Below are 19,106 nucleotides of genomic sequence, written 5' to 3'. Positions count from 1 at the left end.
GTATTACAACCGAATTCAGGCTCGATAACTATAGGAAATGTGTAAGAATAACAAAATGCTCAGGCGCTTGGAATTGAGCTAATCTCGCCAGCGCTTTAGCAGATCGTCGTAAGCGTCGATGCGGCGATCTCGGAAATAAGGCCAGATGCGACGAACGGATTCGCATCGTGCCATGTCGAGTTCTACCATTAAGTTTTCTTCTTTATCAGAAGCGGCCAACGCTAATACTTCCCCTTGTGGCCCCGCGATAAAGCTTTGTCCCCAGAACTCAATACCCGGTTCGCCAGCCTGTGGCGATGCTTCAAAGCCCGTGCGGTTGGCCACAATAACAGGCAATGAGTTTGCAACGGCGTGAGCCCGCTGAATGGTAAACCATGCATCATGCTGGCGCTTTTGCTCTTCTGGCGTATCGGTTTTATCCCAGCCAATAGCGGTTGGATAAAGCAGTATTTCTGCGCCAGCCATGGCCATTAAGCGAGCCGCCTCTGGATACCACTGGTCCCAGCACACAAGTAGCCCGAGTTTCCCCACACTTGTTTGGATAGGCTCAAAACCCATGTCTCCGGGCGTAAAATAAAACTTTTCATAAAACCCGGGATCATCAGGAATGTGCATTTTACGGTATTTTCCGACCATGCCTTTATCGCCATCAAATACAACCGCCGTATTGTGATATAAACCTGCGCTGCGTTTTTCAAACAAAGAGGTGACTAATACAATATCGAGCGATTCTGCCAAATGACCGAAAAAGTCTGTTGCTGGGCCGGGAATGGGTTCGGCTAAATCAAAATAGTCAGTATTTTCTTCCTGACAGAAATATAAGGTGCTGTGGAGCTCTTGTAGCATCACTAATTGACAACCTTGTTGTGCAAGCGCTGTCACTTCTTTTGCTGTGCGTTCCCAGCTTATTTGTTTGTCGTTGTTGGCAACCGCTTGTTGCACCAAACCTATTTTAAGCTTGCTCATAAATGCGTATTCCAGATTTAGCGAGAGTGATGACCTCAGATTTTAAGGTGTTGCAGGGTACTTGCATTGTAATGCAGTGTAAACTGCCGAATTGTTGTACTAAAGAGCGACAATTAATGGGAACAATACGAAAGTTAGGATAGGCTTTTTTAAGTGTATCAATGGCGGTTTTATCCTCGCTTTCTTGGTAAATGGGCGCAAAAATATGCTGATTGCAGATCAGAAAGTTCGCATATGAAGCAGGGAGTCGTTCTTTATCGTCATTAAAAATTGAAGGTAATGGCAGTTCAAAAATATGCTCAGGTTTAATGCGAAGCTGACATTCTTCAACCAAGGCTTTTAACCCCGCAAAGTGACTGTCTTCGGGACGATTAGAGCAGGATTGCACTACCACGCTGTTATTCGGTGTGAAGCGTACCAATGTATCTATGTGACCATCAGTATCATCGCCTTCCAAATGCCCGTGTTGCAAAATGCTGATTTTTGTCGCACCAAGATGCTCGGTGAAGATTGATAAATGCTTTTCCGCATCCCAATTACCATTGCGTTCCGGGTTAGACAAACACAGTTGGGTTGACAATAAATGCCCATTGGCGTCGATTTCTAGTGCGCCACCCTCTAATGTAAAGTTGACCTTTATCGGCTCGTGCTGCAATAACGAGGCAAAATAACGAGCCGTCACTTGCGTATCTAACGAGGCATCAAATTTGTTGCCCCACCCGTTGAAATCAAAATCCAGTGCGCGGTTGCCACTGTCAGTTGCACAAGTTAAAAAACCAAAATCACGAAACCAAGTGTCGTTATAGTCAGCGGGAAGAATGAGTAGTTGCGTCACCTGAACGGGTTTAGATTGATTCCACTTGTTAATAAGAGATTGCGCTTCCTCTATAACATACGGCTGCATCAAAATGATAACAGGCACATCAGCCGCGTTAATCTCGCTGATAAGCGAAAGGTAGGTCTGCCTAACCTCATCAAGCCAAGGAGCCCAATCGGTGCTCATGTCTGGCCAAGCAAGCAGAATAGCCTCTTGTTCAGCCCATTCAGGTAAAAGTTGTTGCATCAAGTATCGCTGCGTTGGAATAAATTGCTGAGAATTTTAGCAAGTAATTAAGGGCTCAACCAACAGTGTTCAGTGACTTGCTTTGCTTTAGTTTACTGACAACAGCATTGAACTCTCCTTGAAGTGTTATTTTACCGAGGTTTAATACAACAACAGTATCCATGTTAGCTAACAAGGTCTTTTTGTAGGATGTGACAATTACAATATGACCTGCTTTTTTTAGCTCATTTATTAAGGAGTAAAAGCGCTTTTCGCCAACCTCGTCAAGTGACGAAACAATATTATCAAAGATAAGAATTTTTGGGGGATCTATCACGGCTGTGGCAAGCGCGATAAGGGTTTTTAAATTGGTTGAAATTAAATGTTTGTTTTCATCAATATTGGTTGCGTAAGCTTGGGGTAAGCTCATAATTTCTTGGTGGATTCCTAATTTAATAGCAATATTGATGGCTTGCTGAGGTTTTACTTTCCCAAAATTGGTAATATTTTCAATCACAGTGCCAGAAATAAGGCTGACTTGTTGAGGGACGTAACAGGTGTTGTCAGAGAGTTGTGAGTAACATTCAGCTTTATCTCCGTTTAAGAATAGGTTTTCTGTGGGTAAAGGTTGTACACCGCTTAGGATACGGCACAATAGACTTTTCCCAGCCCCAGATGAGCCTATTATCCCAGTAGCCTTCCCTTCTTCAAAAAGAACGCTGACTTGATGTAATTTATTGAACGTAAGTTCTCTAATTTCAACTGTTTTGATGGAGAGGTCTACTTTACAAGCATAACTAGATTTATTCTGAGGATTTAGCTCTGCTTCTAACCTCCATGTTTTACCTAACATATTGCGCACTACCCCCCATGACAGTGTAAGCGTATCGATTGGTGAGAGTGCCTTGTTAAATAAAATTGTTGCAGCAATTAAAACAATAGGGTCAATGTGTTTTGAGAAGATTAAGCACCCTCCACAGGCTAAAAAAATAATTTGGCTGCTTCCTCGGACATATTTAAGAGCTTTGTTGGTTCTTGCCAAGTAATGAGTTTCCTTATTTGTGCTATTAAATACGTTTTCTACTCTTTGTTTCCAAACAGCGTTTCTACCTAAGTTTAATTTTTTGCTGGTTATCTTATTACTTGTGTTTTCAATGGAGTGAAGTAGGTCATAAAGTGACTTTTCATGTTGGTTTGTTTTTAGACTGTTTTGATGGGATTGGTCGCTTACTTTAAAAGGGACCGAAATTAGTATTGCTAATGTTAATACAGTAGTGATTCCAAAGAGGGGATGAAGAAAGGTTAAAGCAAAAAGGTATATCGGTATAAATGGCAAATCAAAAAAAGATGTTGTTATTTGGCTTCTAGAGAAACTCCATAAAGATCTTACGTCGTTAATAAACTGGTTTTTACTTATATTGATGTTCTTTTTTTGGGTGAATAAATTTGTTTTAGAGGGTATTTTTTTGCTTATGTGATCATTGAAAATAGATGCTCGATAATCTTCTATTCTTGCCATTAAATTAATCGATACTAATGCGATAAATGTTACTCCTATGATACTCTCAATATTGTCTACAGATAAAGATAATCTATATATTTCAATGATATAAAGTGATGGTGTCAGTGCGAGTAAGTTAATGATTAAGCTTATTGATATAAGTTTTATGATTAAAATCTTGTTCTGGTAAATAAGATTTATAAGACTTTTTTTTCTTGGATTATATTTTTCCATTCGGGTAGCTTTAAGTTGTTTTATTCGGCTTTATTGAACTGTTTAATAGTTTGAACTAAATCTTTAATTCGTGTAAATATGTTTTTTAATTCAGGCGATTTAGTTTTACGTTGGATTATTTATTTGGTAATTTAATTTTTATAATGGAGTATTTATGGCTTCTGATACTTTGACATCTGGGAATGATGTATACACTTCTAGCTTGATTCCGACAGGCGGTGAGACTGCAAATAGTATTTATGCTTTAGGTGGAGATGATATCGTCTCTGGTAACCAATATGTTGATTACATTTTTGGTGGAAACGGAAATGATCAGCTGGATGGGAAAGGAAATAATGACATCCTACTTGGTGAGAATGGCAATGATCTGCTCCTAGGTAGTGCTGGAGACGACTTACTTGTTGGAGGACAAGGTAAAGATACACTGTACGGGGGGCCAGGCGATGACAGATTATTTGGCGGTACAGAAGACGATCTTTATTATTCATCTGAAAGTAATATTGGTTTTGACACCATAAACGATGATCTTTCCGCTGCGGCCAATCCAGGCTTTGGTGGTGGAGAAGATACTCTGCAAATGATAGATGTTGCGGGAGCAGAGTTATTTTTATACCGAATTGGTGATAATTTACATGTTACCAGTAATGATGATGTTGCCGATGGCTTTATCAATACCGGAGCGATTATTGAAGATTTCTTTGTGGGCGGAATTGGAAATCCAAACCAAATTGAATTTATTGTTGGCAGCGATGGGGTTTATTACGATACCGATAACTTCTTCTGACGTTCAGCTAGTAATATACTAAGAAATATGATTGTAGAAGCGTGTACCCAGTTTTGGGACACGCTTTCTTAATAAGTCTGATAGCATTTCCATTTCCTTAAGCAAAAGTGTTGACTGGATTGCGGGAAAAGGCTGCTCCATAAGCTTTGTCATATATATCGGCTCGGGAAGGGGCATTAGCTTCGTTGAACTGAGTTATGTCAAGCTTATCTCCATATTTGTCTTTTAACGCTGCAATAATACCTTCCTTATCGTTCGGGTTGAATCTACTGGCTAAAGCACCGTCAGCATTCTTGAAAAAGGTCTTGAACCCATCTGCACCAAATGCAGCAAGAGGTTGACCATTAAATTCAATGAGTGTTTCTACTTTCTCATTGAGTTGTTTCTCACGCAGAGCTTGTTCTTCGGCTTCGCTGAAAAGCTGGAGTTTCTCTAGGGGATTTTTATCGAAACGATCTCCTTGAATTAGTTCACCTTGTGGTGTGACGTTTGTACCGGCTGTGATTGGTACTGCATTCGACAATTGATTTGATTGGATAGTATCCATAGCTCTTCCGTTTTTTATAACTGATAACGATTAAATAGCATTTTTCATGCCAAGATATAAAAGCTAAAAACGACCTTAAATTGAGAGTCTGCGTTAATTTCTACTATTTTGTGTGGTGTTTGGCGGAGGATTAAACGGCAAAGAAGTGTTAAAGCGGCATGCTTTTGCCGATAAATAGATTTTGATGTCCGCGACACCTGAAAATGGAAAAGCATTTCTCGAATTGCTTAATTTTTATACTTTTTATTATGTAAAATTAATTAATATTATATATAAAAATACGCCAATAGTGACATAAATCTCAATATTGTTGTTTTTTTACCCTCGTCAAGATAAATAAATAAGTAATATTTTAACCCATTATCTTCTTTTATTTCTTAAATACTTAATTAACTATTTGATATATATGACTATACTTCGAGTATGGCTTGTTGTTGCAATTAATACGTAGATATAAACATTAGTCTAATAGGCAAAGTTTCCAACCGTTATTAAACTGTTCCTAATTGTATGCTTTTTGCCCATTTTTTGAGGCGAGACATAGCTTGTAGGGAATAACATGAGTAGCGTAAGAAATGAGTCACTATTTGAGCAGCAACATTCATTTGATGAGTGTTCTATTTCGGGCAGTTATGGGCAAGTTATTGAAACTGATATAGCGATTATTGGTGCTGGTATTGGTGGTTGTATTACTGCTTTAGCGCTTGCTCCTCATTATTCCGTAACGCTCGTTGATGTTGAGCGCTCTCAGCCAATATATTTAGGTGAAACACTTCCTTATTCCGCTCGTTATATACTTGAAAAACTTTCTCTTGATGACATTTTAAGCAAACACCTTTGTTCGCGACGAGGTTTGATTTCGGATTGGGGGAATGAAGAAATTCATACGCTGGGATGTCACAGGAACCCGGATGGGTTAGGGTGGATTGTGAATCATCGGATGCTTGAGCAACAACTTAGAGAAAAGGTTGTGTTAAGAGGGATACCGGATTTACGCTCTTTGTCACTTCAACAATCAGCTTTGCATGAAGATAAGTGGCGCTTGTTTTTAAGTGGTGAATCACCAGAACATAAACAAACTGTCAGTGCAAAAGTCGTTGTCGAAGCTACAGGTCGTCAGGCAACCTTTGCAAATCAACAAGGCGCTAGGTATGCACAAGAAGATCAACTAGTTTCTGTCTGGATGACTTATCGCTCTAAAGAAAGTAACGAAATCAGCAGCGTCCATCCAGCAGAGAATGGCTGGTGGTATTGCTCTCCTATTCCTGAAACTTCATTACATCAGCAACCTCAAACTACAGCGCCTAGTGGTAACGGCACACTAATGCTGCTTTCTTATCAAACCGATAGCGATTTGCTTGATACCGGATTGCTGACATCCACGGAGTCTTTAATCAAAGCAGCGCAATTTATTCCTGAGTTGAAAAAGGTTTTGGCAAAACGGATTTCGGGCAGTGAAGCGCATTGTGGTGTTAAAAATGTTAACTCTTCGCGTTTGTTAGCGCCTGATATGAATAATTGGTTCGCTGTGGGCGATGCCGCGATGAGTTTGGATCCATTAAGCTCACAGGCGCTATTTCAGGCGATGGCAAGTGCGATGCAGTTAAGTGAGTTAATTATAAACTTTGGCATTGAATCAGAGGTGAGTAAAACGGCTATATCGTTTGAATTCCAACAGCAATTAGAGCGTATTTGGCATCAGTTTGAAGCTGAAAAACTGTCGTATTACGCACAAGAAAGACGTTGGAGTACGGCTATATTTTGGGAAAGACGCGCCGCCTAATACTAATCAGAGAATAGCCCGTTTTAATGACGGGCTATTTAGTCAATATATCCAAAGTGGTGTTGCTCAAATATAGAGTGTGTGGAATTGAGCTATTTGTTTTCGTACTTTCTGAATTTGCTTCACTTTTCTTTCTTTTAAGACTTCTTCGTAAATATTCAAAATAACTAATTTGATAATATCGCCGGTTGCATTCAGGCAAGATTTGGCTCTAATTAAACTGATGCGTTGACTCAATTCCCAGCCACTAAACGTAATTGTTTTCATCGCTTTTCCTTTAAGGATCCCATGATTTAATTGGCGATTAACAACAAAAGGAGAAAACTGTTGTTTCGATAGCTTATCGAGGAAAAAACTAAGGATGGCAGAGTGATACTCTGGACTATCGTTGCCTAATTCAATGCTTGCAAGTTCAAGTAGGTTAAATAACTGTGGGGCGACTTTTACATTAATAATCTCGGCTTCCGGTCCGATGGTTTGCGGAATAAAACGTAAATCCATTTAACTTCTCCATTAAAAATACGATTTCACCTAATTGGCAAAATTTGTAATCCATTACTTGTTTTTAATCGAGTCTAATGATTCAAATATGAAAGTCAACGGAGTAAAAACTTATCGAAATGACTTTTGTATGAGAGAGAATACGGTTTTAATTTATTAGGAGTGAATAATTAAAACCGTATTGAGTGGTTTATTATGTGACGGTGTGATTTTAGTCTAATGTGTCGCCGGGAACACGAACCCAGCCTTCCATTAATACTCGAGCACTACGACTCATAATCGCTTTGGTTGCTGTCCATTCGCCATTAACTTCTTTGGCCTCTGCGCCTACTTTTAGCGTGCCAGAGGGATGGCCGAAGCGGACTGCGTCACGAGCGCCACCACCAGCCGCTAAGTTAACCAAGGTGCCGGGAATAGCAGCCGCTGTGGCAATGGCGACGGCGGCGGTGCCCATCATGGCGTGATGTAATTTCCCCATCGAAAGCGCACGCACTAACAAATCAATATCGTTTTCTTGTACGGCTTTGCCACTGGATGCCGTGTAGGCTTGTGGTGGGGCAACATAGGCAATTTTAGGGGTATGCTGACGCTGAGCCGCTTCGGATAAGTCGGAGATTAATCCCATCCTTAATGCACCGTGGGCACGAATGGTTTCGAATTTTTCGAGCGCGGCGTTGTCGTTATTGATGTCGTCTTGAAGCTCTTTGCCGGTGTAGCCAATCTCTTCTGCATTCACAAAGATGGTTGGAATACCTGCGTTGATCATGGTCGCTTGGAATGTGCCAACGCCCGGCACCACCAAATCATCCACTAGATTGCCAGTTGGGAACATCGATCCTTCACCATCGGCGGGATCTAAAAACTCAACTTGTACTTCTGCGGCAGGGAAGGTGACGCCATCTAACTCAAAGTCCCCTGTTTCTTGCACTTCGCCGTTGGTGATTGGCACTTGGGCAATAATGGTCTTTTTGATATTGGCTTGCCAAATTCGCACGGTAGCAATGCCATTTTCGGGAATGCGTTCGGCATCAACTAATCCGCTAGCAATAGCAAAGGAGCCCACCGCCGCTGATAAGTTGCCGCAATTGCCGCTCCAATCAACAAAAGGTTTGTCGATGGCAACTTGTCCAAACAAGTAATCGACATCGTGATCCGGTTGTGAGCTTCTCGATAAAATAACGGTTTTGCTGGTGCTTGAAGTTGCGCCGCCCATGCCGTCTGTGTGTTTTCCGTAAGGGTCAGGGCTGCCAATCACGCGCAACAACAGTTTGTCGCGCGGTTCGCCTGCCATTTGCGCTTTATCTGGTAAGTCTGCCAGATTAAAGAAAACGCCTTTACTGGTTCCCCCGCGCATATAGGTCGCAGGGATTTTTACTTGAGGTTTATGAGCCATATTGGTTCTCGCTGTCACCCAAAATTATTTAACTGCTTCTGACTCAAGGAAGTCTTGAGCAAAGCGTTGAAGGACACCACCTGCGCTGTATACAGACACTTCTTCTGCGGTATCCAAACGACATTTCACTTTTGCTTCTGCGGTTTCACCATTGGTACGATGCACGATAAGGGTCAGTTCGGCGCCCGGTGTTAACTCGCCTGTAACTTCGTAAGTTTCGGTTCCGTCTAATGTTAGGGTGTGACGGTTTATACCCGGCAAAAACTCTAGCGGTAATACGCCCATGCCTATAAGGTTGGTACGGTGAATGCGCTCAAAACCTTCAGCGACAATGACTTCCACGCCCGCTAGGCGAACACCTTTTGCTGCCCAGTCGCGTGAACTACCCTGACCGTAATCCGCGCCAGCAACGATAATCAGGTTTTGCTTGCGTTCCATGTAGGTTTCAATGGCTTCCCACATGCGTGTGACTTTACCTTCTGGCTCAACACGCGCAAAAGAACCTTGCTTCACTTCGCCGTTGTCATCCTTCACCATTTCGTTGAACAATTTCGGATTAGCGAAAGTGGCACGTTGCGCAGTTAAGTGATCACCACGGTGCGTTGCATAAGAGTTAAAGTCTTCTTCGGGCAAGCCCATTTTCGCCAAATATTCACCGGCGGCACTGCTCGCCAAAATAGCGTTGGACGGTGATAAATGGTCGGTAGTGATGTTGTCGCCTAAAATCGCAAGAGGGCGCATCCCTTTTAATGTGCGCTCACCAGCTAATGCGCCTTCCCAGTATGGCGGGCGGCGAATGTAAGTTGACTGCGGACGCCAGTCATAAAGCGGGTTAACGTCGTCGCCGTAATCAACCGATAAGTTGAACATAGGATCGTAAACCTTGCGGAAGTGTTCGGGTTTGACACTCTTGGCAACTACCGCATCAATCTCTTCATCGCTTGGCCAGATGTCTTTTAAGGTAACAGGATTGCCGTTTTGGTCTGTGCCTAACACGTCTTTTTCAATGTCGAAACGCACTGTACCCGCAATAGCGTATGCAACGACTAATGGTGGAGATGCCAAAAATGCTTGTTTGGCATAAGGGTGAATACGACCATCGAAGTTACGATTACCGGAAAGCACTGCGGTTGCGTACAAGTCGCGATCAATCACTTCCTGCTGGATTTTTGGATCGAGAGCGCCGCTCATACCGTTACAAGTGGTACAAGCAAAGGCAACCACACCAAAACCTAGTTGTTCTAATTCTGGCAATAAATCGGATTCTTCAAGATATAGTTTTACCGCTTTTGAACCCGGGGCCAGTGATGATTTCACCCAAGGTTTACGAGTTAAGCCTTTGGCGTTGGCGTTACGCGCTAATAAGCCAGCGGCAATTACGTTGCGAGGGTTGCTGGTGTTTGTACAGCTAGTGATAGCCGCAATGATCACCGCGCCATCTGGCATTTTGCCTTCTTCGTTTTCTACTTTGCCTGCAATACCGCGCTCTGCTAATTCTGAAGTGGGTACGCGACGATGCGGATTGGATGGACCGGCAATGTTGCGAACTACAGATGATAAATCAAACTTAAGTACGCGCTCGTATTCGGCATCAACAAGGCTGTCTGCCCAAAGGCCAGTTTCCTTTGCGTAAGTTTCGACCAACTTAATTTGTGATTCTTCACGACCCGTTAAACGTAAGTAATCAATGGTTTGTTGATCGATGTAGAACATCGCAGCCGTGGCGCCGTATTCTGGTGTCATGTTGGAAATAGTAGCGCGGTCGCCAAGAGTTAAGTGAGCCACGCCTTCGCCGTAAAACTCTAAGTAAGAGGACACCACACGTTCTTGACGTAAGAATTCAGTCAGTGCAAGTACGATGTCAGTAGCGGTAATGCCCGGTTGCGGTTTGCCTGTCATTTCTACGCCGATAATATCGGGTAGGCGCATGTAAGAAGCACGACCTAACATCACGTTTTCTGCTTCTAAACCGCCCACACCGATAGCGATAACGCCTAGGGCATCAACGTGCGGTGTGTGTGAGTCTGTACCGACTAAGGTATCTGGGAAGGCAACCCCGTCGCGCGCTTGAATAACCGGCGACATTTTCTCTAGGTTGATTTGGTGCATGATGCCGTTACCGGGCTGGATCACATCCACGTTTTTGAATGCCGTTTTGGTCCAGTTGATAAAGTGGAAACGGTCTTCGTTACGGCGATCTTCAATGGCGCGGTTTTTCTCAAACGCGTCTTTCTCAAAGCCCGCATGTTCAACCGCAAGAGAGTGGTCAACAATCAGTTGCGTAGGCACTACTGGGTTGACTTTCGCGGGGGCGCCGCCCTTTTCTGCAATCGCGTCACGCAGGCCAGCTAAATCAACTAGCGCGGTTTGTCCTAAAATATCATGGCATACCACACGAGCAGGGAACCAAGGAAAATCAAGTTCACGCTTACGCTCAATGATTTGACGAAGTGATGCTTCGAGTTTTTCTGGCTCACAGCGGCGAACAAGGTTTTCCGCTAACACACGAGAAGTGTAAGGAAGCTTTTCAAAGGCGCCTAGGGTAATCGCATTGACTGCCTCTCGCGTATCAAAATAATCTAATGGGGTACCTGCCAAGGGTTTGCGGTATGTAGAGTTCATTTTACCTTCCGTCTTTTAGAATCTAGAAAAGAACAATAGTAAGACTTTGTTTTGAATATTTTGGTCGCGAAGTGTACCACATAATTTACCTGTTTAGATGCAGCAGGCGTTGGGTCTTTGGTCTTATGCAAAGGAAAAGTGACAGTACACAAGCAAGAGAGCTGAATCGTGGTGCAGAATGATTTATGACTTACGTTATATTCAAGTGCTCAACGCTTCTCGTCCATGAGAGTGTTCATAAGCGTTTGGATTTAGCTGGCCGAGGGATTGGGGCAATAATCGACGTAGATTTGCGACGAAACGTTATTTATTTCTGGATTGGCAACGTACTGCCCATCAGTTTCGTAAGTCAGTAAATATAGGGAAAGCGTAAAGAGTATTACATGCATAAACAAACCACCTAGAGTACGGATTTAAAGCAAAGGCTTTATTTAAATCTAATTCAAAATGAAGGTTTTACAAGGTGCGGTGAAGGATATTTTAAGAATGAACAGAGACTCTGAAGTTGAGAGCGTCTAAAGCGAAGTATTAAAACATAAAGCACGAATAGAGAAAGGTTAAACCTGCTTTACTTCTTTGGGCGTCATGCCTGTCCAGCGTTTAAACGCTCTGCGGAAATTGGCAAGGTCGGAAAATCCCAATTTTTGGGCGACGTCTTTATTTCCTAACCCGCGAATTTTTAAATCGAATAACGCGCTTTGCATTCGCACGCGATCTTGTAGCTTTTGAAATTGTGTACCGTGTTGTTTGAGCTTACGTTTTAACGTGGCTGGGCTGATATGCATTTGCTCAGCAATATCTTCAAGACTAGCGCTTGGAGCATGTCTAATACGTTCACAAACATACTGAATTAATCCGCATTTAAACGGCTGCGTGTTACGCAATTGTTGGCTGTGCAAGCGTTTTTGCTGGCGAACTAATTTGCTACTTTCTGGTGTGCTTTTGTATAGCCATTCATTAGGGGCGCTAATCATGCAAAGTGATTGTGAGAAGTGCAGCCGAAAGCCCAAGTTCTCTTCATATTGGTAAATATTGCGAGGCCGAGGAAAGGTGAAGTAAAAATGTAGCGGCACGATCTCCCCCAGTTGCCATTTGCATGCGCTGTGAATCGCTGCGCAAAGCAACTCGATAAAAAAACGAAGTTGATCGTTTTCGGCAATCGCCGGATTCAAAATCAGGTAGGTATGCGCCTCGTGGCGTTCCACATGCGTTTGCAAATAAGGAAACAGCAATATTTGAAAGCACTGCATCATGCGTAACATGTTGTTGAGGTGGCGGGTATTACTGAGCAATAAACCGATGTCGCCTAAATTCGAAGGGAATAGTCGCCGTCCTAATAAAAAGCTTAAATCTTGGGAAGTAACTTGTTTCTCGGCATTCGCTATGAGTTTACTGATTTGTTGATAACTTAATGTGGTTCGGTTGAGCTGCACATCCTGATAAAAAATGCCTGTACCGCGTAACAAGGCATCACAATTCGCGCCCCGCTGAACAGCAAGGTCGATGAGTCGCGCCACAATAGGATGACTATCGAAAATTTTATCATCCAGTTCAAACCAACAACGAGACACTGCCTACGCTTTCCCGTTTTTTTGTTTAATGCTTTCCATTTGCAAGTTAAGCGTGGAAAGCAAGGCGGCAACTGAAGAACATGACTCACTACTGCAAGCGCTAACGCTGATATGTTGATACACCGCTTCATGACTGCGTGCGGGTTTAAACGCCAAATGTGCCACAGATTGCTGTAATTGCTGACTAATATGCTCGGCTTCTGGCAGCGTGGTTTCTGGCAAAATAATAATGAAACGATCGCCGGCATAACGACAAGCGAGGTCAGTTTCCCGAATATTCATTAGCATTAGCTCTGAAAGCTCACGTAAGAATCGGTCGCCTTGGGCATCGCCATAGTGGCGAACAAAAGTGTCGAATTGGTCAATATCTAACATTAATACACTAAAATGCGTTTTACTTTGTTGCTGCACGGCGTCAAGTTCGGTTTGAATTTGCTGCGCCATGTATTCGGCAGAATACAAACCAGTGATGTAGTCAATCAAACCATGCTCACGATAAACCCGCTCTCGCCTAAGCAATTGTGCGTTCATCGATAGTTGTTCTCTGTGCCAGTGATATAAGCCAAGCGTGAGAATAATCATGCCGATAGGAGCCGGGATCGATTCATAAGCACGCAGCCATTCATACTGTGGTTTTTGATTGAAAAACTCGTCTAACAAATCAAGCTGCAATGATGTATGCAAAAAACCTAAGCCCACCACTAATAGGTTAGTTACGCGGCCAGCAGGGCGACTAATTAGCACAAAGAATATCCAAATAAACACCATTAAAGCGGTGCCGCCTTCGCCGGTCACATCAAGCCAATCGATATGTTGAGTGAGTTTAGCTTCGCCCGTAAACCACGTCATAAATAGCGCAAGCGATAGCAAAACAAGATTAAACACAATGAGTTTGCTGTGGAGCCGAAGTAAGTTGAAATTCATGGTTTAGCCAGTGTTGAGACAAATAGAACAAGAATGGGCAAGATTGTATTTTCAATTGCTTAATCAAAGTAGGGTCATTTTAGCTCAGGCAATTGACATTTTTATGGCAATAGGTGGTGAATAAACACGGCGCTTATTGTCTTTGAATTAAAAAGTTCTTATTAAACAAGCAGGTTACTTGTGTCTTGGCGACAACACTAAGAAGCCTATTCTATGTCAAATCAGCTCATCTTTAGTTATGGCGTTATGTTATTGAACTGGCAAAAAGGTTTGTGACAGTGCTTGCCACAAATTAGTCATATTTTTGTCATACCACTTTTCTAGATTGCCCGCCTCGAAACCGCTAATTCATTTGAAGAACTAAAAACAGAGGCAACACATGAACACACATCATCGTTCGCTTGGAGCGCAGTTAAGCCGAGTTAGTGCAGCTTGTTTACTTGTGCTTGCGGCTACAACGGGCAATGCATTGGCACAAGGCGATTTGCAAGGTCGCGTGACTGATAAGCAGCAGTATTTATTTAATGGCGCACAAGTCGAGATAAAAGAGTTAGGGCTAAAGCAAACTACAGCGCGTGATGGAAGCTTTTATTTTAGTCGTCTACAAGATGGCAACTACACACTGAAAATCAGTTATTTAGGTGCTGACTCAGTGGAATACCCCGTTGTGATTAAAAACGGTGAAGTGTTTAAGCAAGATTTTGTGTTAACACAGCAAAGTGCGTTAGAAGAAGTGGTGGTGAAAGGCCAACGTTCCAGTGTGGCGAATGCATTGAACCGTCAGAAAAATGCAAAGCGTTTGGTGTCGATTGTGTCTTCTGATTCTATCGGCCAGTTTCCTGATCAAAACGCTGCTGAAGCATTACAGCGTTTACCCGGCCTTTTCATTCAACGCGACCAAGGTGAAGGGCGTTTTGTTGGTATTCGTGGTATCGACCCTAACTTAAATAATCTCACTATCAATGGCGCAAATATACCCGCACCAGAAAGCGGCGTTAGAAGTGTCGCTTTGGATGTGATTCCTTCGGAGTTAATTGAAGGTTTGGAAGTGACTAAATCGGTGACTTCCGATATGGACGCTGATGCAGTAGGTGGCTCGGTTGAAGTGAAGAGCCTAAGTGCGTTTGACCGCGATTACGATACGTTATCGTTAACCGCACAAGGCAGTTATTCAGAACAAACCGAAGACACCAGCCCTAAACTTTCGGGTAGCTACACCAAAATCTTCGAATTTGAAGGTGAAAAGCGTTTGGGTTTAGCAGCGGCAGTGAGCTGGTTCGAACGCGATTTTGGCTCATTAAATGTGGAAACCGATGGCGGCTGGGGCGACATTGAATTTGAAGATGCGGCAACTGGCGAAGACGTGGCGCAATTCGGTGCGGAAGAAATCGAGCAGCGTTTTTACCGCATTAGCCGTGAGCGATTAGGCGCGGCGTTAAACCTTGATTATCACACAAGTGCTACTGACCAATATTATTTGCGCACCTTATACAGCAAGTTCTCGGACGATGAATTCCGTTTGCGGAACGAATACAAGTTCGATAAAGGTCAAGTGAATGCCGCAACGTGGACCGATACCGCAGCAAATTTCACCGACGCAGAAATGGATCGCGACACCAAAGATCGCTACGAAGAACAGAAGATATTATCGATTGTGGCTGGCGGTGAGAACCGCTTAAATGAATGGCATCTTGATTACAGCTTAGGGTATTCGAAGTCCGAAGAATCCGAACCAAATCGTTTTGATGTGAGCTTTGCTGGAGAAGGTTTCGATTTAGGTTACGTGGCGCGAGGGGCTGTGCCTGAGTTAACACAATCGAACGATGCTCATGACCTAGGTAATTTTGAATTAGATGAAATCGTTCATGAGAACAACTTCTCACAAGACGAAGAACTGAGCGTTAAATTCGATTTAAGCCGTGATTTTGTGTGGAACAACTACAATGGTGAAGTGAAATTCGGTGCTAAATGGCGCGACCGTGAAAAGCTGAACGACAAAAACGTGGCAATTTACGATGGCGGATTTGACGGGGTATTCGCCTCACAATTTGTTGCAACCCGCATTCCAGACTACTCGCTTGGTAATTTTGGTCCGGGATTGAGTCGTCAAAATTTACGTGCTTACTTTAATAGCACTCGTAATCAGTTAGAACTGAATCAAAACGAGTCCACTGTTGAAACCCGTGGCGGTAGCTACAACAGTGAAGAAGATATTGCAGCGGCTTATGCCATGGTGACATTGGATGTCGACAAATGGAGCATTGTGGCGGGACTTCGTTACGAATCCACGGATTTTTCAACGCAAGGTAGTCGTGTAGAACTCATTGTTGATGACGTTAACGATAGTGAAACAGTCGCCGTTACGCCTTGGGAAGTCTCCAAAGACTACGACCATCTGCTGCCCAGTTTAAATGTTCGTTACGACTTCAGTGAAAAGCTACTGGCACGTTTCGCCTTTACGCAAACCATTGCCAGACCCTCTTTTGGCGATTCAGCCGCGTTTCAGCTAATTGAAACCGAAACTGAGGAAGACGATGGTGTTGTGGTTACTGAGCGTAAAGCCGAAGTGGGTAATCCTGATCTCGACCCTTACGAGTCAACCAATTTGGATGTTTCTATTGAGTATTATCCCGGCAAAATTGGTGTGCTTTCAGCGGGTTTCTTCTATAAAGACATCGACAACTTTATTGTGCAAGCCGAAGTTCAAGACAATGGTCAGTGGGATGGGTTTGAAGAAGTCGTTCAGCCAATAAATGGTGGTTCAGCGAAAATAAAAGGGGTGGAACTTGCGTGGACCAAAAGCTTTGATTCGGGTCTGTTGATTGCCACCAATGCAACCTTTACCAACGCCGATGCCGACATGCCGAATCAGGCAGATTCCATTGGCAATATTGCGCTTGGTTATGAAACCCAAAAGCTAAGCACGCGTTTAACCTTAACCCATAAGAGCAAAACCTATCAGTTTGAAGATAGCGGTGCCAGCGTGTATCAAGACGCCCATAATCAGGTGGATTTTAACGCTAAATATTTTGTGTCCGACAACCTCAATATCTATTTCAATGCTATCAACATAAACGATGAGCCCCTGTACCTTTATCATGGCAACACCCAATATAACTATCAATACGAGTCTTATGGCACAACCTACGAGCTAGGCGTGACATGGAATGCGTTTTAATGGAGGCACGTGTGAATAAGAAACAATCGACCTTTTGGGTAATGGCTTGGACGGCGCTAATAAGCGCTGTTCCCATGGTATCACTTGCTTTTGATGATGCCAGCCGCTTAGCCAGCGGTGAGTGGGTAGTCACCGGCAGCGGATTATCGATTCTTGATGCAAACAAAAATACCGTATTTCATCAAGAGGGCGCTTATGATGCTCTCGATGTTCGAACGATAAACGATGGTGCAAGCTTAATTGCTGTTAGCCAAACACAAAACAATCATATTGAGTTGTTTAAATGGCACGAAAATCGTCTAGAAAAGCTAGGTTTTGTCAATGTAGAAAGCGATGCAATTGAAAGTGTGTGCTTACATCAAGATGTGGTTGGCAACGATGTATATGCTTTTATATTGAAAACAAGAGAGCCTGCTGAACAGCGTTTAGTATTTGATGCCAGTACACAACAAGCCAAGGATATTAAGGTGCGTAGCTTGCCGGCTTCTTTTGGTTTAACGGGCTGCGCGGTGGACGACATTCACGCGCGTTTGTATATCGCAGAAGAAAACATCGGCATTTGGCAGTTTGATGCGCATCCAGAGGCAGAATTAGGCAAGACCGCTATTGAGATGCATGCGCCTTTCGGACAACTAACGTCGGATATTAAAGATATTACCTTGCTATCGGATGGCAGCTTGTTGGTGTCTCAGCCGGACGAACAAAAGCTAGCACGACTCTCGTTTGAACGCTCGTCTTCGACCAAAGGCTCGGCTAAAGAGGCAAACAACAGTGTGCAAATTCAGTGGCAAAACATGCCGCAAGAAAAAGATAGAATCGCAGGGTATTGGAGTGATGCGGGTAGGCTTAAGTTGCTGGTGGAAAACCAAGATTCATCCGGGTCTAGCAATGTGGCGCTTGGGGAAATCACTTTTGATGCGGCGACAAATGAAATGGGAAGTGCAATAGGAAGTGCATCTAACAAAGAAAAAGAGAAAAACGCAGCGACAGCATTGAGCAAAAAGCAAGTTGCCCGAACCCAATTTTCTCGTGTGAAACCCAGCGCCGAAACCAAACCTGTTGCACGTTATGGGGATGCCGCAGATGACCCTGCTATTTGGGTGCACCCAACCAAGCCAGAAAAAAGCCTAGTGCTGGGAACCGATAAAAAATCCGGCTTAGGCGTTTACGATTTATCGGGCAACCAAAGGCAGTTTATTGCTTCAGGACGCATCAATAATGTGGATTTGCGTCAGGGTTTTACATTCGGTGATGAAACGTTTGCTCTTGCAGCGGCAAGCCAACGCGACCGTTCTAGCATTGTGCTATACCGCATAGATAACACTGGGTTTGTGACCGAAGTGGGTGAGGTGGCGACCTCTTTAAATGATGTTTACGGTTTGTGCATGTTTACCGACAAGCATCATGCTACCCACTACGTATTCATTAACGATAAAGATGGGCATTATCAGCAGTATTTGATTCAATCGAAAGCGATGCAAAACGGTACAGAATTACAAGGCAAGCTGGTGCGGGAATTCCGTGTACAGGATCAACCCGAAGGTTGTGCCGCAAACGATGAAAACGGTGAACTGTTTGTGGGAGTAGAAGATCATGGCATTTGGGTGACTAGCGCTTATGCTGATATGCCTGCTACTTTGAAGCCTCTCGTTAAAGTGGGTGGTAACTTACAAGATGACGTAGAAGGTATCGACATCTACCAAAACCAAGAAGAGTCCTTGCTGGTGGTATCAAGCCAAGGTAATGATTCTTATGCAATCTTCAGTGCGGTATCGCCTTATTCATACAAAGGCTCGTTTCAGGTTCAAGCTAATGCAGCCTTGGGCATTGATGGTGCATCAGAGACGGATGGCTTAGCTGTAACCAGTGTTAATTTAGGCGCAGGTTATGAGCGCGGGTTATTAGTTGTTCAAGATGGTCGAAACGTGATGCCAGAAGCGCCTCAAAACTTCAAGCTAGTGCCGTTTTCTGCGGTGCTGAAGGTGATTAGTAAACAATAGGCTGTTTAAAAAACGGCTAAAAAAGTAGTTAAAAAAGCATGTCATTATTGGGCTGTATGT

14 protein-coding genes are annotated in these 19,106 nt (G+C 43.4%); 4 read left to right on the top strand and 10 right to left on the bottom strand.

The genetic code is table 11. The features are described 5' to 3' along the window. Positions 1 to 78: 78 nt before the first annotated feature. The 3 genes from HJG39_RS12920 to HJG39_RS12910 are packed head-to-tail and all read right to left on the bottom strand — an operon-like array spanning position 79 to position 3,743. Positions 79 to 966: a carbon-nitrogen hydrolase gene (locus HJG39_RS12920; RefSeq protein ID WP_268409654.1), complete on the bottom strand. Its 888-nt coding sequence runs from the start codon at positions 964 to 966 to the stop codon at positions 79 to 81. Continuing rightward, positions 953 to 2,029, bottom strand: a complete 1,077-nt coding sequence (locus tag HJG39_RS12915) for an agmatine deiminase family protein (protein ID WP_268409653.1) — start codon at positions 2,027 to 2,029, stop codon at positions 953 to 955. The genes HJG39_RS12920 and HJG39_RS12915 overlap by 14 nt, the downstream gene beginning before the upstream one ends. A gap of 55 nt (positions 2,030 to 2,084) precedes the next feature. Beyond that, a complete protein-coding gene (locus HJG39_RS12910; protein ID WP_268409652.1) occupies positions 2,085 to 3,743 on the bottom strand; it encodes an ATP-binding cassette domain-containing protein in 1,659 nt (552 codons plus the stop codon). A 154-nt stretch (positions 3,744 to 3,897) separates the two neighbouring features. Between HJG39_RS12910 and HJG39_RS12905 the strand changes: the two genes are divergently transcribed. After that, positions 3,898 to 4,527 (top strand): calcium-binding protein, encoded by a 630-nt coding sequence (locus HJG39_RS12905; RefSeq protein ID WP_268409651.1) that lies wholly within the window; start codon positions 3,898 to 3,900, stop codon positions 4,525 to 4,527. Between the two features lie 97 nt (positions 4,528 to 4,624). On the opposite strand, the gene HJG39_RS12900 is transcribed toward HJG39_RS12905, so the two are convergent. Then, positions 4,625 to 5,074: a hypothetical protein gene (locus HJG39_RS12900; RefSeq protein WP_268409650.1), complete on the bottom strand. Its 450-nt coding sequence runs from the start codon at positions 5,072 to 5,074 to the stop codon at positions 4,625 to 4,627. 559 nt (positions 5,075 to 5,633) lie between these two features. Between HJG39_RS12900 and HJG39_RS12895 the strand changes: the two genes are divergently transcribed. Further along, positions 5,634 to 6,857, top strand: a complete 1,224-nt coding sequence (locus HJG39_RS12895; protein ID WP_268409649.1) for an NAD(P)/FAD-dependent oxidoreductase — start codon at positions 5,634 to 5,636, stop codon at positions 6,855 to 6,857. Positions 6,858 to 6,923: 66 nt separating this feature from the next. Here HJG39_RS12895 and HJG39_RS12890 read toward each other — a convergent pair whose 3' ends face one another. The 6 genes from HJG39_RS12890 to HJG39_RS12865 all read right to left on the bottom strand — a co-directional run bounded on the left by HJG39_RS12890 (position 6,924) and on the right by HJG39_RS12865 (position 13,868). Next, a complete protein-coding gene (locus HJG39_RS12890; RefSeq protein ID WP_268409648.1) occupies positions 6,924 to 7,358 on the bottom strand; it encodes a hypothetical protein in 435 nt (144 codons plus the stop codon). 211 nt (positions 7,359 to 7,569) lie between these two features. Beyond that, positions 7,570 to 8,751, bottom strand: coding sequence for a 2-methylaconitate cis-trans isomerase PrpF (gene prpF / locus HJG39_RS12885; protein WP_268409647.1), 1,182 nt, complete (start codon positions 8,749 to 8,751; stop codon positions 7,570 to 7,572). 24 nt (positions 8,752 to 8,775) lie between these two features. Further along, entirely contained in the window at positions 8,776 to 11,373 is a 2,598-nt protein-coding gene (gene acnD, locus HJG39_RS12880) for a Fe/S-dependent 2-methylisocitrate dehydratase AcnD (protein WP_268409646.1), read from the bottom strand. A gap of 251 nt (positions 11,374 to 11,624) precedes the next feature. Beyond that, complete coding sequence (locus HJG39_RS12875) at positions 11,625 to 11,762, bottom strand: hypothetical protein (protein WP_268409645.1); 138 nt, start codon at positions 11,760 to 11,762, stop codon at positions 11,625 to 11,627. A gap of 168 nt (positions 11,763 to 11,930) precedes the next feature. Further along, complete coding sequence (locus HJG39_RS12870; RefSeq protein ID WP_268409644.1) at positions 11,931 to 12,944, bottom strand: helix-turn-helix transcriptional regulator; 1,014 nt, start codon at positions 12,942 to 12,944, stop codon at positions 11,931 to 11,933. A gap of 3 nt (positions 12,945 to 12,947) precedes the next feature. Next, the gene (locus HJG39_RS12865) at positions 12,948 to 13,868 is read right to left on the bottom strand and encodes a GGDEF domain-containing protein (RefSeq protein WP_268409643.1); all 921 of its coding nucleotides are present in this window, start codon (positions 13,866 to 13,868) and stop codon (positions 12,948 to 12,950) included. A gap of 379 nt (positions 13,869 to 14,247) precedes the next feature. Here HJG39_RS12865 and HJG39_RS12860 point away from each other — a divergent pair, with 379 nt between their 5' ends. Both HJG39_RS12860 and HJG39_RS12855 read left to right on the top strand, forming a co-directional pair. Continuing rightward, the gene (locus tag HJG39_RS12860) at positions 14,248 to 17,046 is read left to right on the top strand and encodes a TonB-dependent receptor (RefSeq protein ID WP_268409642.1); all 2,799 of its coding nucleotides are present in this window, start codon (positions 14,248 to 14,250) and stop codon (positions 17,044 to 17,046) included. Between the two features lie 11 nt (positions 17,047 to 17,057). Continuing rightward, positions 17,058 to 19,046 (top strand): phytase, encoded by a 1,989-nt coding sequence (locus HJG39_RS12855; RefSeq protein WP_268409641.1) that lies wholly within the window; start codon positions 17,058 to 17,060, stop codon positions 19,044 to 19,046. Positions 19,047 to 19,106 lie beyond the last annotated feature (60 nt).

The sequence above is a fragment of the Alteromonas sp. a30 genome, assembly GCF_026788005.1.
Classification (GTDB): Bacteria; Pseudomonadota; Gammaproteobacteria; order Enterobacterales; family Alteromonadaceae; genus Paraneptunicella.
This window is presented reverse-complemented; position numbering and strand designations above follow the sequence as displayed.

Bases quoted from the DNA above. Each gene is read 5' to 3' on its own strand.
- HJG39_RS12920 (WP_268409654.1), bottom strand. From the start codon at position 966: ATGAGCAAGCTTAAAATAGGTTTGGTGCAACAAGCGGTTGCCAACAAC.
- HJG39_RS12915 (WP_268409653.1), bottom strand. From the start codon at position 2,029: ATGCAACAACTTTTACCTGAATGGGCTGAACAAGAGGCTATTCTGCTT.
- HJG39_RS12910 (WP_268409652.1), bottom strand. From the start codon at position 3,743: ATGGAAAAATATAATCCAAGAAAAAAAAGTCTTATAAATCTTATTTAC.
- HJG39_RS12905 (WP_268409651.1), top strand. From the start codon at position 3,898: ATGGCTTCTGATACTTTGACATCTGGGAATGATGTATACACTTCTAGC.
- HJG39_RS12900 (WP_268409650.1), bottom strand. From the start codon at position 5,074: ATGGATACTATCCAATCAAATCAATTGTCGAATGCAGTACCAATCACA.
- HJG39_RS12895 (WP_268409649.1), top strand. From the start codon at position 5,634: ATGAGTAGCGTAAGAAATGAGTCACTATTTGAGCAGCAACATTCATTT.
- HJG39_RS12890 (WP_268409648.1), bottom strand. From the start codon at position 7,358: ATGGATTTACGTTTTATTCCGCAAACCATCGGACCGGAAGCCGAGATT.
- prpF (WP_268409647.1), bottom strand. From the start codon at position 8,751: ATGGCTCATAAACCTCAAGTAAAAATCCCTGCGACCTATATGCGCGGG.
- acnD (WP_268409646.1), bottom strand. From the start codon at position 11,373: ATGAACTCTACATACCGCAAACCCTTGGCAGGTACCCCATTAGATTAT.
- HJG39_RS12875 (WP_268409645.1), bottom strand. From the start codon at position 11,762: ATGCATGTAATACTCTTTACGCTTTCCCTATATTTACTGACTTACGAA.
- HJG39_RS12865 (WP_268409643.1), bottom strand. From the start codon at position 13,868: ATGAATTTCAACTTACTTCGGCTCCACAGCAAACTCATTGTGTTTAAT.
- HJG39_RS12860 (WP_268409642.1), top strand. From the start codon at position 14,248: ATGAACACACATCATCGTTCGCTTGGAGCGCAGTTAAGCCGAGTTAGT.